The 15,675-nt window shown below is 65.6% G+C and carries 15 protein-coding genes; 6 read left to right on the top strand and 9 right to left on the bottom strand.

Annotated features, from left to right (window positions below):
• The first annotated feature begins 223 nt into the window (after positions 1-223).
• Positions 224-1,324, top strand: coding sequence for a metal-dependent hydrolase (locus tag ABQZ00_RS16075; protein ID WP_323538783.1), 1,101 nt, complete (start codon positions 224-226; stop codon positions 1,322-1,324).
• Between the two features lie 214 nt (positions 1,325-1,538).
• On the opposite strand, the gene dusB is transcribed toward ABQZ00_RS16075, so the two are convergent.
• The 4 genes from dusB to ABQZ00_RS16055 form a co-directional block, all read right to left on the bottom strand.
• Positions 1,539-2,537: a tRNA dihydrouridine synthase DusB gene (dusB, locus tag ABQZ00_RS16070; protein ID WP_323538784.1), complete on the bottom strand. Its 999-nt coding sequence runs from the start codon at positions 2,535-2,537 to the stop codon at positions 1,539-1,541.
• A gap of 149 nt (positions 2,538-2,686) precedes the next feature.
• Positions 2,687-3,289, bottom strand: a complete 603-nt coding sequence (locus tag ABQZ00_RS16065; protein WP_323538785.1) for a DUF4893 domain-containing protein — start codon at positions 3,287-3,289, stop codon at positions 2,687-2,689.
• 104 nt (positions 3,290-3,393) lie between these two features.
• A complete protein-coding gene (locus ABQZ00_RS16060; protein WP_115512485.1) occupies positions 3,394-4,347 on the bottom strand; it encodes a ribokinase in 954 nt (317 codons plus the stop codon).
• A gap of 79 nt (positions 4,348-4,426) precedes the next feature.
• A complete protein-coding gene (locus ABQZ00_RS16055; protein ID WP_055851040.1) occupies positions 4,427-5,725 on the bottom strand; it encodes a NupC/NupG family nucleoside CNT transporter in 1,299 nt (432 codons plus the stop codon).
• Positions 5,726-5,894: 169 nt separating this feature from the next.
• Between ABQZ00_RS16055 and ABQZ00_RS16050 the strand changes: the two genes are divergently transcribed.
• The 5 genes from ABQZ00_RS16050 to ABQZ00_RS16030 all read left to right on the top strand — a co-directional run bounded on the left by ABQZ00_RS16050 (position 5,895) and on the right by ABQZ00_RS16030 (position 11,301).
• Positions 5,895-6,863, top strand: coding sequence for a potassium channel beta subunit family protein (locus ABQZ00_RS16050; protein WP_323538786.1), 969 nt, complete (start codon positions 5,895-5,897; stop codon positions 6,861-6,863).
• A gap of 100 nt (positions 6,864-6,963) precedes the next feature.
• Entirely contained in the window at positions 6,964-7,203 is a 240-nt protein-coding gene (gene hemP / locus ABQZ00_RS16045; protein ID WP_005991480.1) for a hemin uptake protein HemP, read from the top strand.
• A 269-nt stretch (positions 7,204-7,472) separates the two neighbouring features.
• Positions 7,473-9,704, top strand: a complete 2,232-nt coding sequence (locus tag ABQZ00_RS16040) for a TonB-dependent hemoglobin/transferrin/lactoferrin family receptor (RefSeq protein ID WP_323538787.1) — start codon at positions 7,473-7,475, stop codon at positions 9,702-9,704.
• A gap of 5 nt (positions 9,705-9,709) precedes the next feature.
• A complete protein-coding gene (locus tag ABQZ00_RS16035) occupies positions 9,710-10,342 on the top strand; it encodes a Hemin transport protein (RefSeq protein WP_323538788.1) in 633 nt (210 codons plus the stop codon).
• Between the two features lie 29 nt (positions 10,343-10,371).
• Positions 10,372-11,301, top strand: a complete 930-nt coding sequence (locus ABQZ00_RS16030) for a DUF6607 family protein (RefSeq protein ID WP_323538789.1) — start codon at positions 10,372-10,374, stop codon at positions 11,299-11,301.
• Positions 11,302-11,394: 93 nt separating this feature from the next.
• On the opposite strand, the gene ABQZ00_RS16025 is transcribed toward ABQZ00_RS16030, so the two are convergent.
• The 5 genes from ABQZ00_RS16025 to ABQZ00_RS16005 all read right to left on the bottom strand — a co-directional run bounded on the left by ABQZ00_RS16025 (position 11,395) and on the right by ABQZ00_RS16005 (position 15,644).
• Positions 11,395-11,748, bottom strand: coding sequence for a DMT family protein (locus tag ABQZ00_RS16025; RefSeq protein WP_055851451.1), 354 nt, complete (start codon positions 11,746-11,748; stop codon positions 11,395-11,397).
• Between the two features lie 170 nt (positions 11,749-11,918).
• Positions 11,919-12,803 (bottom strand): ABC transporter permease, encoded by an 885-nt coding sequence (locus tag ABQZ00_RS16020; RefSeq protein WP_316690572.1) that lies wholly within the window; start codon positions 12,801-12,803, stop codon positions 11,919-11,921.
• Positions 12,800-13,633, bottom strand: coding sequence for an ABC transporter ATP-binding protein (locus tag ABQZ00_RS16015; RefSeq protein ID WP_115512479.1), 834 nt, complete (start codon positions 13,631-13,633; stop codon positions 12,800-12,802). Before ABQZ00_RS16015 ends, ABQZ00_RS16020 begins: the two co-directional genes overlap by 4 nt.
• Before the next feature lie 3 nt (positions 13,634-13,636).
• Positions 13,637-14,683 (bottom strand): ABC transporter substrate-binding protein, encoded by a 1,047-nt coding sequence (locus ABQZ00_RS16010; protein WP_323538790.1) that lies wholly within the window; start codon positions 14,681-14,683, stop codon positions 13,637-13,639.
• Between the two features lie 43 nt (positions 14,684-14,726).
• Positions 14,727-15,644, bottom strand: coding sequence for a TauD/TfdA dioxygenase family protein (locus ABQZ00_RS16005; RefSeq protein ID WP_323538791.1), 918 nt, complete (start codon positions 15,642-15,644; stop codon positions 14,727-14,729).
• Positions 15,645-15,675 lie beyond the last annotated feature (31 nt).

The raw sequence follows: 15,675 nt of genomic DNA, 5'->3' as shown, positions 1-15,675 counted from the left end.
GCGATAGGCGCATAGCGTTCCCTACGAACGGCTGCCGCTCGTCCAGGCCGCGCTTGCGTATGCCTATCCACTGCAGCAGCGCAGCGTGCCGGCTGCTGCGATGCGATGCCGGTCGCCCCGGTGTGTCTCTTCAAGACACGCCTGCGCAGGCGCAGGTGTGTGCCGATCGAAAGCGCGTGGGTCGATGCCTATCCGTGCATGTCGGGCCTGCTAGCATCGGCCGATGGATTCCCTGACCCAGATCGTTCTTGGTGGCGCAATCGCCGCTGCCATTGCGCCGCCCGGACAGCGGCGTGCCGCGTTGTTGGCCGGCGCGGCCCTGGGCACCTTGCCCGACCTCGATGCGCTGGCGCTGCTGACGCTGACCGACGACCCGGTCACCCTGATGACCGTGCATCGCAGCGTGAGCCATTCGCTGTTCGTGCTGCCGCTGGTCGGCTGGCTGATCTGGTGGCTGTTCCGGCGCTACGGCAACGGGCGCGTGGCCAGCGCACCCACGCGCTGGTTCTGGGCGATCCAGCTGGCCTTGATCACCCATCCGCTGCTGGACGCCTTCACCGTGTACGGCACGCAGCTGTGGTGGCCGCTGCAGCCGCATCCGACCATGTGGTCGAGCGTCTTCATCATCGACCCGGCCTACACGCTATGGCTGCTGCTGGCTTGCGCGGTTGCCTGGTTCGCGCGCGCGCGCCCGCTGGCGCAGCACGTGCTGGTGATCGGGTTGGTGGCAAGTTCGGCCTATCTGGGCTGGTCGCTGATCGCCAAGCATCTGGTCGATCAGGAAGCCGACCGCGCGCTGGCGGCGATGGGGCTGGTCGATGCGCCACGCTTCTCGGTGCCGATGCCGCTCAACACCTTGCTGTGGCGGGTGGTGGCGATGACGCCCAATGGCTATGTGATCGGCGAGCGTTCGCTGGTGGCCGACACCGGACCGATGCAGTTCCGTGGATTTTCCAGCAATACCCAGGCACTGGGCGAAGTGGCGGCATTCGATTCGGTGCGCCGGTTGACCTGGTTCAATCGCGGCTTCATGCGTGCACGCCTGGTCGACGACGATTTGATGCTCAGCGATCTGCGCATGGGCCTGGAGCCGGACTACAACTTCAACTTCGTTGTGGCGCATCGCGACGGTGGGCAGTGGCAGCCCATCGTCCCGCGTCAGGTCCAGGCGGCCTATCGCGCACCGGTGGCACGCGATCAGATCGGTGCGGTGCTGGCGCAGATGTGGCACCGCATCTGGCATGCGCCGGCCGGCACGGCGCTGACCGGCGATCTGGAACAGGCCGACACGCCGGTGGCTACACCGGCAGCGTCGACGCAATAAGAGTCGCTCACAAAACGACTGCGCAGCCGCCAGGCGCGCTGCATGTGTCCGGTGCGGCATGTGGCACTCGCACTCCGCTTGGGCGCGCCGGCTACGCCCAGCTGACGCCTGCGCGCCAGGTGGGTTAGCCACTCCACGCCATGGCGCGCAGCGGATGGCAGCACGCGGCGCACGCATCGTGCAGGCGCGCGCGCTCGAGCGCAGCCTGGATAGCTCAGGCTGCGTTCGGCAGCGGCGGCGCGACGCCGGCAATCAAGGCGTCGAAGTAATCGCGGGTCAGCGCCAGCTGCGCTTCGGGCGTTTCGGCGCGATTGACCACCGCGCGGAAGTCGGCGCTTTGCGGGTGATCCTTTGCGTACCAGCCCAGATGCTTGCGCGCGATGCGCACGCCCTGCGGTTGGCCGTAAAACGCGTGCAGCGCGTGTAGATGCTCGAGCAAGGTGTCGCGGACGAAGGACAACGTCGGTGGCGGCAACAGCGTGCCGGTGGCCAGGTAATGCGCCACCTCGCCGAAGATCCACGGCCTCCCCTGCGCGGCGCGGCCGATCATCACCGCATCCACGCCGGTCTCGCGCAGTACCTGCGCCGCCTTCTGCGGCGAATCGATATCGCCGTTGGCGATCACCGGGATCTGCAGCGCGGCCTTGATCTGCGCAATCGTCGCGTACTCGGCGCTGCCGGTGTACTGCTGGTCGCGGGTGCGTCCGTGCACCGCCAGCGCAGCGATGCCGCACTCCTGCGCGATGCGTGCGATGGTCGGGCCGTTGCGATGGTCGCAATCCCAGCCGGTGCGGATCTTCAGCGTCACCGGCACATCCACCGCCTGCACCACTGCGCGCAGGATCCGCGCCACCAACGCCTCGTCGCGCATCAACGCCGAGCCCGCCCAGGCATTGCAGACCTTCTTGGCCGGGCAGCCCATATTGATGTCGATCAGCTGCGCGCCATGGTCCACGTTGTAGCGCGCCGCGTCGGCCAGCTGCTGCGGCTCGGTACCGGCGATCTGCACGCTGATCGGGTCGGGCTCACCGGCATGGTCCATGCGGTGCAGCGACTTGCGCGTGCCCCAGAAGCGCGGATCGGAAATGGTCATCTCCGACACTGCCAGCCCGGCGCCCAGCCGCTTGCACAGCAGCCGGAACGGCTTGTCGGTGACGCCCGCCATGGGCGCGAGGATCACCTTGGGGGCGATGGAGTAGGGGCCGATCTGCATGCGGGCATTGTCACTGCGGTTGCCGCTGCTGCCAACTCGGGCGCCGCCGGAGTGGCGCATGCAGTAGCGAACGCTGACCTAAGACTGCAGCAAGCCAGCGCATGCGCCCGCCGGATCGCGCGGACGCGGCCGGGCCGAACATTCCGGGATCAGCGGATCAGCTGATACAGCTCGAAGCCCTTGGCGCCGCCGTCCAGGATCAGCAGTAGTTCGTCCGGTCCCAGTGCGACCAAGCGGCCGACGCTGTTGCCGTTGGTGCCGTCGGAGATGTTGCCGAGCGCGTAGCGGCCTTCCGGTTCGTCGTTGACCGTGCTGGCACCAAGGAATGCGAACTCGCGGCTGTCCTTGGCCAGTGGATACAGCGTGCCGCTGCGGCGCTGCGAGCCGCTGACCTTGCTGAAACGATAGCCGCAGGCATCGCGGCTGATCTCGGCCTTGAAGTACGGGTAGGCATAGGCGAACCGCTGGTCGACCTGGATCGAGCGCACCTTCCAGCGTCCGTCCAGTTTGCCGGGCAGCTGCGGCGACTGCGCACGCTGCAGCAGCGTGCGCGCCAGCGCGGCGCCATCTTCCTGCTCGGCATCGTCGTAGTGCGGCGCGATCGCCTGTTGCAGGCTGCCTGCAGACACGGTCACCGCGGCGCGGTCGGCATCGCTGGCAGTACTGTTCCAGTCACAGCGCTGCGCAGCGGCCGACAGCGGGACAAGCAGGGCGCACAGCGCAACCAACGGAATCAGGGAACAACGACGCATCGAACACTCCTTGTCGTGATGCAGGCCCGTCGCGGTGACGGGCGGTCAGTTATGGCGTGGCGGGGTGAGTGAACGCAAACCGATGCCGCCACAGGCGCAGGCAGTTAGCCGGCGTCCGGCAGCAGTCTCGGCATCGACGCGGCCGCACCTTCCACTTCGGTGGAGCGCGCTGCGTAGCGGGTGGCAAAGCGCACGTGAGTAATGAAGCTGGCGCCCGGCGACTGCGCCAGCGAGGCCACCAACGCGCCATTGAAGGCGTCGCCGGCACCGGTGGTGTCCACCGTCTGCGCGCTTTCTGCGCCCACGCGGTAATGCGCGGCCGTATCGCCGCGCAGCTGTTCTTCGGCGTGCGAGATGAAGGCGCCCACCGCGCCCAACGTCACCACCACGGTGCCGCCCGGCAACAACTTGCGGCACAGCGAATGCAGCGTGTTGCCGTCCAGCGCCGCGACATCGTCGGCGTTGATGCGCTCGCCGACGTGGCGGCCGAGCAGCGCGGCAAATTCGGTTTCGTTGGGGGTCAATACGTCGGACAGTTTGAGCAGGCCGATCGAGGTCGGGGCGTTGGCCGGCGCGGCATTGAGCACGGTCAGTACGCCGCATTCGCGGGCCAGTGCCAGCGCCGACTCGATCGTCTCGGCCGGCGATTCCAGCTGCGCCAGCAGCACGCGTGCCGAGGCGACCAGCGCGCGCTGGTTCTCGACAAAACCGGGGCTCAGCACCGAGTTGGCGCCGGCGCCGATCACAATCGTGTTGCGCCCGTGGCCGTCGACATAGATGCCGCCGGTGCCGGTGGGTTCATTGCTCGGTTCGGCGATCAGCGTAAAGCCGTCGTGCGCCGCCAGCGAGCGCGCCAGCGCGCCGCCGGCATCGTCGCCCAGCGCGCACAAAAAGTGCGTCTTGGCACCGGCACGTGCGGCCGCGACCGCCTGATTGAACCCTTTGCCACCCGGGCCGGTGCTGTAGCGGCCGGCGATGGTGGCACCTGGCGCAGGCAGCACATCGCAGCGCCACACGTGATCGACATTGAAAGACCCGACAACGACGACCGAACTCATAAATACCTGCTTGCTTGAATGACTTGAAGAAACGTGGCGTCCGGCGATTAGACCGTGACGCCGATGAACCCGCGCCGCCTCAACCGAAGTGCGAGAGCACGCCGGCAATGGTAGCGGTCATGAAGGTGGCGATCGAACCGCCGAGCACCGCACGCAGGCCGAATTTGGCCAGATCGTGACGACGTTCCGGCGCCAGCCCGCCAATGCCGCCGATCTGGATCGCGATCGAGCTGAAGTTGGCAAAGCCGCACAGGGCATACGTGGCAATCAGGCGGCCTTCGTCGCTCAGGCCCACGCCCGGCACTTCGCCCTTCACGATCCGCGACAGCTCGCTGTAGGCGACGAACTCGTTGATCACCACTTTCTGGCCGATCAGCGACCCGACCGTGGTGGCATCCACCCACGGCGTGCCGATCACCCAGGCGATCGGCGCCAGCACGTAACCGAAGATCGTCGACAGGTTGGTCGGCCGCCCCAGCGCCGCTGCCGCGCCAGTCACCTCGCCCAGCCAGGTCAGCGGCGCATTGATCAGCGCGATCAGCGCGATGAAGGCCAGCAGCATCGCGCCGATGTTCAGCGCCAGGCGCAGGCCATCGCCGGCGCCGGCCGCAGCCGCATCGATGATGTTGCTAGTGGTTTTTTCCACTTCCATCTTGACCGTGCCGCGGGTCAGCGGCGTGCCGGTTTCCGGCACCAGCAGCTTGGCGACCACCAGCGTGGCCGGCGCGGCCATGATGCTGGCGGCCAGCAGATGCTTGGCGTAGAACGCCTGCTGCGCAGGATCGCTGCCGCCGAGCATGCCCACGTATGCGGCCAGCACGCCGCCGGCGATATGCGCCATGCCGCCGATCATCATCGTCAGCAATTCGGACTGGGTCATCTTGGGGATGTAGGGGCGCACCGTCAGCGGCGCCTCGGTCTGGCCGATGAAGACGCTGGCGCAGACGCTGGTGGTTTCTGCGCCAGACACGCGCATCACCTTGGTGATCGCCCAGGCCATCGCACGCACCACCACCTGCATCACGCCCAGGTGGTACAGCACGCCCATCAGCGCGGAGAAGAAGATGATGGTGGGCAGCACCTGAAACGCAAAGATAAAGCCGTAGCTTTCGATGTTCATCAGGCTGCCGAAAATGAAGGTGGAGCCTTCATTGACGAAGCTCAGCACCTTCACGAAGCCCTTGCCCAGCGAGTCGAACACGTCGCGCCCGCCCGGCACCAGCAGCACCAGCGAGGCGAACGAGATCTGCAGCAACAGGCCGGTGCCGACCAGCTTCCAGTCGATCGCGCGGCGGTTGGTCGAAAACAGCCAGGTGATGCCGATGAGCACCGCCAGACCGAACAGGCCGAAACCGATCCTTCCTAAACCTTCGACCATTCCATTCCCCGGGCTGCCAACGGCAAAACGATGAAGCCTAGAGCAGGGGGTGTCGGCGGGCAAGGCGAGCGGCATTCAGAAGGCCGGCACAGGGTTGCGCGGGCGCCCGGCCCGGTAAACTGCGCAAGCCGGTCCGGGGCAGGCGCCCCGGAGGTCGCAGGAGTTCGCCATGCTTTACCGTCGTCTGGGTTCCACCGGGCTGCAGCTATCGGCCGTGTCGTTCGGGGCCTGGGTGACCTTCGGCAAGCAGATCGGGCGCGGCGAGGCGCGCAACCTGATCGCCGCCGCCTGGGACAACGGCATCAATTTCTTCGACAACGCCGAGGTCTACGCACGTGGCCGCGCCGAAGAGGTGATGGGCGATGTGATCGCCGACCTGCGCCTGCCGCGCGATGGCTACTGCGTGTCGAGCAAGGTGTTCTTCGGTGCGGTGGACAGCCCGCGCCCGACCCAGCGCGGGCTCTCGCGCAAGCACGTCACCGACGCCTGCCACGCGGCGCTCAAGCGCTTGCGTGTGGACTATCTGGATCTGTATCTCTGCCACCGGCCCGACCCGGACACGCCGATCCAGGAAACCGTACGCGCGATGGACGCGCTGATCCGTCAGGGCAAGGTGTTGTACTGGGGCACCTCCGAGTGGAGCGCCGAGCAGTTGCGTGCGGCCATCGCCATCGCCGAGCAGGAACACCTGCATGCGCCGGCGATGGAGCAGCCGCAGTACAACCTGCTGCACCGGCAGCGGCTGGAGCGCGAGTACGCGCCACTGTGCGAGGCCGGGCTGGGGACCACCATCTGGTCGCCGCTGGCGTCGGGCTTGTTGACCGGTAAATACAACGGCGGGGTGGAGGCCGACAGCCGCCTGGGCCAGCCGGAGAATGCCTGGCTGCAGGACGAAGTGCTGGGCACACCGGAGTCGCGCCGACTCGAGCGGGCCCGCGCGTTTTGCGCGGTGGCTGCCGAGCTCGGGCAGTCCCCGGCGCGGCTGGCCATCGCCTGGTGCCTGCGCAACCCGCATGTATCCACCGTGATCCTGGGCGCGAGCCGGGTCTCTCAACTGGAAGAAAACCTGGGGGCGCTGGAGACCTTGGTGCAGGTGGATGCCGCGGGCTGGGAGCGGGTGGACGCGGCGACGCGTTGAGCGATGCGCCGCAAACGATTGGTTAGGTCAATCGAAAGGTGTAAAGCGATGCAAAGATCGAGAACCGCAAATGAGAATGGCTCTTGATCATTAAATGAGAATGGTTATTATTTGTCTGGCCAACCGACTGGAGAACCAGATCATGACCGCTCATCCCGTGCTGCTCCGCTCCGAACCGGTCAACCTGCGCGACCGTGCCGTGCCGCGTGTTGTGCCTGCCGAAGACCTCATCAGCAGCGAGGCGCTGCTCAAGGGACGTCGCGAAGTGCTGATCCAGCACGGCGACCGCGTCTATCGCTTGCGCCATACCAGCAACGACAAGCTCATTCTGACCAAGTAAGTCCTGCCGAGCCGACGCCGGCGACCCGTGTGGGTCGTCCGGCCGCGGCCCTGAGGCAGACGCGTCGCGCAACCGCTCCAGGCGCGCCACGCAGTGATTGCGTGTTCGCAGCCGACGTTGCGCTGCGCAGTGCGGCCGTGCCGACCGGCATCCGCACAACACGACCGATGTGGGCACGCCGCCGCTGCCCACCACTGACCTCTCCACCCCCTTGCCGCATGCGGCATGCCGCAGCGTGCGCTGCCGGGGGCTCCCGCAAAGGTTCCTAGATGATTCGCCTGCATCCGCTGGTGGTCGCGCTGTCGCTTGCGCTGCCTGCTGTTCCGTTGTGTGCCCATGCTGCCGACTCAGACGCCGGCGGCGATGCTGCGCGCGAGGTGCACGACTTCGATCGCCTGCAGGTCACCGCCACGCGCACCCAGCGCGCACTGATCGATGTGCCGGCCACGGTGGATGTGATCGACCGCGAACAACTGGATAACCAGCTGGTGCGCGAACTCAAGGACCTGTTCCGTTACACGCCCGGGGTGTCGGTGACCAGCAACAGCGGTCGCTTTGCCGGCGCCAGCGGCATTCGCATTCGTGGACTGGATGGCAACCGCGTCGCGATCCTGGTGGACAACGTGCCGGTGTCGGACACCTTCGCCTTCGGCAGCTATCTCAATGCCAACCGCAATTTTGTCGACCTCGAAACGCTCAAGCGGGTAGAGGTCGTCCGTGGGCCGGCCAGCTCGCTGTATGGCTCCGATGCGCTGGGTGGCGTGGTGGCCTTTGTCACCAAGGACCCGTCGGATTATCTGAGCACCGATAAGCGTAGCTATGTCGGGCTGAAGTTCGGTTACGAAGGCGACTGGAATGGTTTGTTTGCCGGTGCGTCCGCCGCATTTGGTGGCGAGCGCTGGAGCGGCATGGTGGCCGTAGCGCATCGCCAGGGCCAGGAAGCGCAAAACCAGGGCGATAACCGCAGCCGCGACTTCACGCGCACCGCCGCCAATCCGCAGACCATCGACGGGCGCAGCGTGCTGGCCAAACTGGTGTACGCACCGAACGCGCAGCAGCGGTTCAAGCTCACTGTCGAAGGTAATGAGGACTATGGCAGCATCGACGCGTTGAGCGGCATCGACCCGCGTGTGACCACGCCATCGCTGCGCATCCTGTCGCAGGACGGCCGCGATCATCAGACCCGTGCGCGGGTGTCGTTGCGGCATGAGCTGGACGCGCTGGACGCGGCGCTCGCCGACGATCTGCAATGGCAGCTCTATCGCCAGGATAGCGACAGCCTGCAACGCACCGACGAATTGCGTGGCAACAACACGCGTCGCCACAACGAACACACTTTCGACCAGCGCGTGTACGGGTTGCTGATCAATGCGCACAAGCGCATCGAAACCGCGGCGCTGACCCACGACATCACCTACGGCCTGGACGGCACCTGGACCGATACGCGTGCCAAGCGCGATGGGTATTCGGTGAATCTGGCCAGTGGCGCGATCACCAACCGCGTTGGCCAGGACGTGTTTCCGGTGCGCGATTTCCCCAAGAGCGAAACCACCAAGCTCGGTCTGTATGCGCAGGACGAAATCGAGCTACTTGATGGCAGGTTGTCGCTGACTCCAGGCGTGCGCGTGGATTATTTCCGTCTGGCGCCGCAGCTGGACGACATCTTTCGCGAAGACAATCCCGGCGTGGCGGTGGCAACCATCGACCAGACGCAGGTGTCGCCGAAATTCGGCGCGGTGTGGCGTTTCTCGCAAGCCTGGTCGGCGTATGCCAACTATGCGCACGGCTTTCGCGCGCCGCCGTACAACGATGTCAATATCGGCTTTACCAATCTGCAGGCGCGTTACACCGCCATCGCCAACCCGGAGTTGAAATCGGAGACCAGTCGCGGCGGCGAGCTGGGGCTGCGCTTCAACGATGCCGTCGGCTATCTGGGGGTGAGCGTGTACTACACCGACTACCGCAACTTCATCGAATCGTATGCGCCGGCTGGCGTCAATGCGGAGGGTTTACTGCTGTTCCAGTCGCGCAATGTCGACGATGTAGTGATCAAGGGCGCCGAAGCGCGCGGCGGGCTGGATCTGGGCGCGCTGGCCGGCTGGCAGGGTTGGTCGTTGAACAGCGCGGTGGCCTATTCGGAAGGCGACAACCTCACCGACGACACGCCACTCAATTCGGTCGACCCGTTGCGCGGTACGCTCGGCGTCGCCTTCGACAGCGATGTTTGGGGTGCGGAATTGATCGGCACCTTTGTCGCACGCAAGCGCCGGCCGCAGCTGGACAGCTACTACACGCCGGCCGGCTACGCCACGCTGGACTTGATGGGCCATTGGCAATTCGCACCCGGCACCAAGGTCACTGCAGGCATTTTCAACTTGGCCGACCGCCGCTACGTGGACTGGAATGCGCTGCCCAACGGCACGCTGGCCAGCAGCACAGTGCTGGATCGGTTCACCGGCGCCGGACGCACGGCGTCGGTCAGCCTGGCGGTGAGTTGGTAGCCGCCATGCCCATCGCCCGCTCACTCCCGTTGTCCTCGGGCGCACGTGCCGACCGCGTCGCATTGCCGCGCGCACCGCAGTTGTCGGCGCTGGGCACGGTGCTATGCCTGTACCGTCCCGCGCTGGGCAATGAACTCGATGGCTGGCAGCACGCCGTCGATGCCGCCGCCTCGCGCCAGGTGGACAGCGATGGCGTGCGCGAAAGCATCTGGTTCTTCGGCGCCGACGGCCAATGTTGCTGGCGGCTGTATCTGTTGCCGGATAGCGATTTTTTGAGTTGGGATCGCCTGGTCTCGCGCTTGCCGCCACTGCCGGCGGAGACGCACGGCCTGGGCGTCGGCGAACGCTTATGGCGTCGTCTGGCCGGACGCCTGCGCGGTGAGAGCTGGCGCTTGAGCGCACTGCGCCTGCAGTCCACTGCCAACCGCCAGCAGCCGCTGGCCGCCAATCTTGCGACCGTGTCTGCGCTGGGTGCGGACGTCGCCGCGCGCCTGGCCCGCGAAGAAGGCATCGACGGACGTGTGGCAGTGGACGATTGCTGCTGCGCACGCGCTGCCGCCTCGCGCGCTGCGCAGGCTACCTCACGCGGTACCGATCCCACCGATATGACCACGTCGCTGCTGCGCCTGCGCCGCTGACGTTCCCACGACCACGACCGAGAGTTCCGATGAGCCGATTGTTTCCGTATTTTCCTGCAGTGATGCTGAGCCTGTTACCGGTGGTCGCCACTGCGGCCGCAGAGCCCGAACGCGATCGCCAGAGCATTTTGGCGATGCAGGGCGAATACGCGGTGGATTTCGCCTTCGACGAAACCGTGTTGCTCAAGCCCGGTTACGAGCGCGCATCGGCGATGCGCAGCGCTGCCAACGAAGTGGTGATCGTGGTGGAAGACACGCCACACAAGATCGTGTTGCAACACTTGCTGGTGGATGAAAAAACCAAACATGTGACCAAGCACTGGCGGCAGGATTGGGTCTACCAAGCGCCGCAGCGTTTTGAATTCAGCTCCGACCAGACCTGGCGGGTGCGCGCAGTGCCGGCGACGACGACTGCAGGTGCATGGACGCAATGCGTGTTCGAGGTGAGCGATGCGCCGCGTTATTGCGGCAGCGGACGCTGGGACTACGCCGATGGCCACCCGACCTGGACCAGCGATCTGAGCTGGCGCCCGTTACCTCGCCGCGAATACACCAAGCGCAGCGACTACAACGCGCTGTCGGTGATCAATCGCCACACGCTCACGCCTAACGGCTGGACGCACGAACAGTTCAACACCAAGGTGCTGCGCAAGCCCGATGGAAGCCAGCAGGCCATCGCACGTGAGTTCGGCTTCAACGATTACCGCAAGACCAGCGACGTCGACTTCGCTCCGGCCTACGCCTACTGGAAGGGCACGCAAGGCTACTGGGCCAAGGTGCGCACGCGCTGGGCCACCTTCCTGGACACGCCACCGGGCCTGCATCTGAAAACCAAACCCGATGGCATGGCGATGATCATGCCGATGTTCGAACAGGCCGACACCGTGCAGAAGGGCAAGCCGGTCAAGGACGCGCAACTCGACGCGGTCTTCGCGCAGTGGGTGGAACCTGCGAACTAACCACCGGCTATCGTAGGAGCGCACCCGGGCGCGATGCGGGTTTCCTGGTAATGCCCGTCGCGCCCAGGTGCGCTCCTACGCGCGAGACAGACGTTATTCCTTGAACATCAAAAACGCCGCCACCAGGATCAGGCCGAACGCGGCCCAGTGATTCCACTTCAGCGACTGGCCCAGGTAGAAGGTCGAGAAGCCGGCGAATACCAGCAACGTGATCACTTCCTGCATGCCCTTGAGCTGCGGCGCCGAATACACCGCGCTGCCCATGCGGTTACCCGGGACCTGCAGGCAGTATTCGAAAAACGCGATACCCCAGCTGACCAGGATCGCGATCATCAGCGGCGTGCTTTTGTACTTCAGATGCCCGTACCAGGCGAAGGTCATGAACACGTTGCTGGCGAGCAGCAGCAGGATTGGGTACAGGTACGCAGTGAAGGCGGTCGTGGGCATGACGGCGGACGGCAGGAAAGGGGCCGGCAGCATAAGCCAGCGCCGTTAAGCGCACGCGACCGTTTCGATGCGTCGGGCGCAGGCTAAGGCGGTCGGAGGCCTGTGGGAAACGCTGGAGCAGGTCCATGCAAAACGACTGGCCCTGCGACGCGGCTCCCACGCTCACCCTGCTAGCGCTGCATACCCCAACGCCGCACGGTGAGCCGTTCGATGGCCTGGAACACCACGCCTTCCACCAGCAGGCCCAGTACGATCACCATGGCCAGGCCGGCGAACACCTTGTCGGTGTACAGCTCGTTGCGGTTCTGGAAGATGTACCAGCCCAGGCCGCCCTGGCCGGAGGTGGCGCCGAACACCAGCTCCGCTGCGATCAGGGTGCGCCAGGCGAACGCCCAACCGATCTTCAGGCCGGACAGGATCGCCGGCAGCGCGGCCGGGATCAGCAACTGCGCCACATAGCGTGGACCACGCAAGCCGTAGTTGCGGCCGGCCATGCGCAGGGTCTCAGGCACCGCCTGGAAGCCGGCGTAGGTGGTCAGCGCCAGCGGCCACAGCACCGAATGCACCAGCACGAACACCAGGCTACCGGTGCCCAGCCCGAACCACAGCAAGGCCAGCGGCAACAGCGCAATGGCCGGCAACGGGTTGAACATCGCCGTCAGCGTGCCCAGCACATCGCGGCCCCAGCGTGTGGAGGCGGCCAAGGCGGTGAGCACGAAGGCCAGCACCACGCCGAGCACATAGCCCTGCGCCAGCACCTTTAGCGAGGCACCCACGCGGCGCAGCAATTCGCCCGACAGCAGTCCCTCAAAAAACGCGCGTGCGGTCTGCCATGCGCTGGGCAGCATCAGATCGTCGCCGACCACGCGTGCGGCGATTTCCCATACCGCCACCAGCACCGCCAGCACCAGCGCCTTGCGCAGCCATGGCGGCGCCTGCCAGCGCGCTGGCGCGGCCGTGGCGATCAGTGCGGGGTCCAGCGGCTGGACGGCCAGTTCGTACTCGGCGCGCACCGGCGGGAGCGGTGGCAGCCTGGCGGCAGGGCTGCGGCTCATGGCAGCGCCTCGCGTTGACGCATGGCCGGGCGACGCAAAGGCGCCACCTTGTCGTTGTCGAGCGTGGCGTCGGGCAGGTCGAACAGCAAGCGGTGAATGCGCTGCGCGGTCTGCTGAAACGCCACGCTGCCGGCGCTGTGCGGGCCAAACGCGTGCGCGTTGAGTTCGGCGCGTACCTGACCGGGGTGCGGCGACAGCAGCAACACGCGGTTACCGACCACCAGCGCTTCTTCGATGGAATGGGTGACGAACAACAGCGTGAAGCGCAATTGCTCCCACAGTTCCAGCACCTGCTCCTGCATGCGCGAGCGCGTCAGCGCGTCCAGCGCAGCGAACGGCTCGTCCATCAACAGCACACGTGGACGCATCGCCAGTGCGCGTGCAATGGCAACGCGTTGCTTCATGCCACCGGACAAGGTGTGCGGGTAGGCCTCGGCAAACGCGCTCAACCCGACCTGCGCCAGACTTTCGTCGGCGCGTTCGCGCGCTTCGGCGCGGCTGAGCTTGCGCGCTGCGCGCAGGCCGAAGATCACGTTTTCGCGCACGGTCTTCCACGGTGCCAGTTGATCGAACTCCTGGAACACCACCACTCGATCCGGCCCCGGTCCGGTCACTGCACGCCCGTCCAGACGGATCTGTCCTTCGCGCGGACTGACGAAGCCGGCCACCGCCTTGAGCAAGGTGGACTTGCCGCACCCCGACGGCCCCAGCAGCACAAAACGATCGGCTTCATGCACATCGAAGCGCACCCGATGCGTCGCGCGCACCACGCGCTGCGCGGACGCGTATTCCAGGCTGACATGATCGACTTGCAGCAACGGTGTGCTCATCGCTCAGCTCCCGCCTGCAATCAGCGGGTCGTCGAAGAAATAGTCGCCCACCTTGTCAGGCGCCTGCTTGATCGCCCCGCTGTGCTGCATGAACTTGCCCAGTTTCAGCGTGTTCTGCGGCGCCACGGTGAACTGCACCTTGGGGTCCTTGAGAATCTGCAAGACCAATGCACGGTCGATGCTCGAACCGTTACGACGCAGGAAGATATCTGCCGCCTGTTCCGGATGCGCGGTGACGAATTTCGCCGCCTGATCCAGTGCGGCGACAAAGGCGCGATAGGTCTTGGGATTGTCGCGGCGGAATTTTTCGGTGGCGTATAACACCGTGGCCGACGACGGGCCGCCTTCGATGTCATAGGAGCTGGTCACAATATGCGCGGCCGGGTTGCGCGCCAGTTCCTGTTCCTGAAACGGCGGGCTGGCGAAATGCGCAGTGATTTCGGTGCGGCCACGGATGATCGCTGCGGCGGCATCCGGGTGCGGCAATGCCACCTGCAGTGGGTCCAGCTGATGGGTGCCCTTGTCGCCCCAGCGCTGTTGCGAGGCATGCTGCAGAAAGCGCGATTGCACCGACACGCCGGTGGCCGGCACCGCAATACGGTCCTGCGGCGTGAAGTCGCCGATGCTCTTGATGCGTGGGTTGTTGCTGATCAGGTAATACGGAAAATTGCCCAGCGAGGCCACACCACGCACATTCTGCCGGCCACGCGTGCGGTCCCAGATGGTGAACAACGGCCCGACGCCTGCGCCTGCGATATCGATCGAACCGGTGAGCAAGGCATCGTTGACCGCCGCGCCGCCGGACAACTGCAGGAACTGCACATCGATGTCCACGCCAGCGGCCTTGCCTTGCTGCTCGATCAGTTTCTGGTCCTGTGCCACATCAAGTAGGAGATAGACGATGCCGAACTGTTTGGCGATGCGTAGCTTTCCTTCTGCCTGCGCGGTGGCGCTCAGCAGCAACGGCAGTGCTGCCAGCAGCAACACCGCGACGCGCCTTGAGACTGTGCGGCGCTGCGAAGGTGCGTGAGAAGTGACGGTCAAACGCATGCGGCGCTCCAGTCGAAAGGGGGAGGAGGGGACAGGCGCACGCTCAGAACGGCGCGTCGCCTTCGATGGTGGTGCGGTTGAGCCGGCGGCGCAGGTGGTCGGGCGTGCCGGCGGCCAGATGCATCACCGAGCGGTTGTCCCAGAACACCATGTCGTGCGCCTGCCATCGATGCCGGTAGACCAATGCATCGCGGGTACTGTGTTCGAACAAGGTCTGCAGCAACGCAGCACTTTCGTCGTCGGGTAAGCCGACGACACGGGTGGTGAAGTGTTCGCTGACAAACAGCGCTTTTTGCCTGGTTTCCGGGTGCGTCCGCACGATGGGGTGCTGCACCGGCTTTACTTCGGCAATCTGTTCGGGGGTCAATGCCGGGCGCCACGGATTGCGTGCGCGCAGCGCTTCGTACTTGGCGAGATAACTATGTTCGGCACGCAGGTCCTGCACGCGGCGCTTGAGCGGCTCGGGCAGCGTTTGCCAGGCCAGATGCTGATTGGCGAACAGTGTGTCGCCGCCGTCGCTGGGCAGTTCCTGCGCATGCAGCAGCGAGCCCAGGCTGGGCGTTTCCTTGTAGGACAGATCCGAGTGCCAGTAATGCCCGGCATCGCCCAGCCCGATCGGCTCACCGTTCTCCTTGATGTTGGACACCACCAGCACTTCCGGATGCCCGCGCAGCTGAAAGTTGCGCAGCACATGGATCTGCAACGGCCCGAAACGACGGCTGAAATCCACCTGCTGCGCAGGCGTGATGCGCTGATCGCGGAACACCAGCACGTGGTGGTCCAGATGTGCCTGATGGATGCGCGCAAAGGTGGCGGCATCCAGCGGCTGCGACAGATCCAGCCCGATGACTTCCGCACCCAGTGGCGCGTCGAATGGCACGATTCGCACGCCGGACGTCTGCACGGCGGCGGCATCGTTGCGCGGCGATTGCACGCGCGCTGCAGAACTCACGCTGGCCATGACGGTGGCACCTCGACGACAGCTAAAGGCC

This window comes from Xanthomonas sp. WHRI 10204 (assembly GCF_040202875.1).
Classification (GTDB): domain Bacteria; phylum Pseudomonadota; class Gammaproteobacteria; order Xanthomonadales; family Xanthomonadaceae; genus Xanthomonas.
This window is presented reverse-complemented; position numbering and strand designations above follow the sequence as displayed.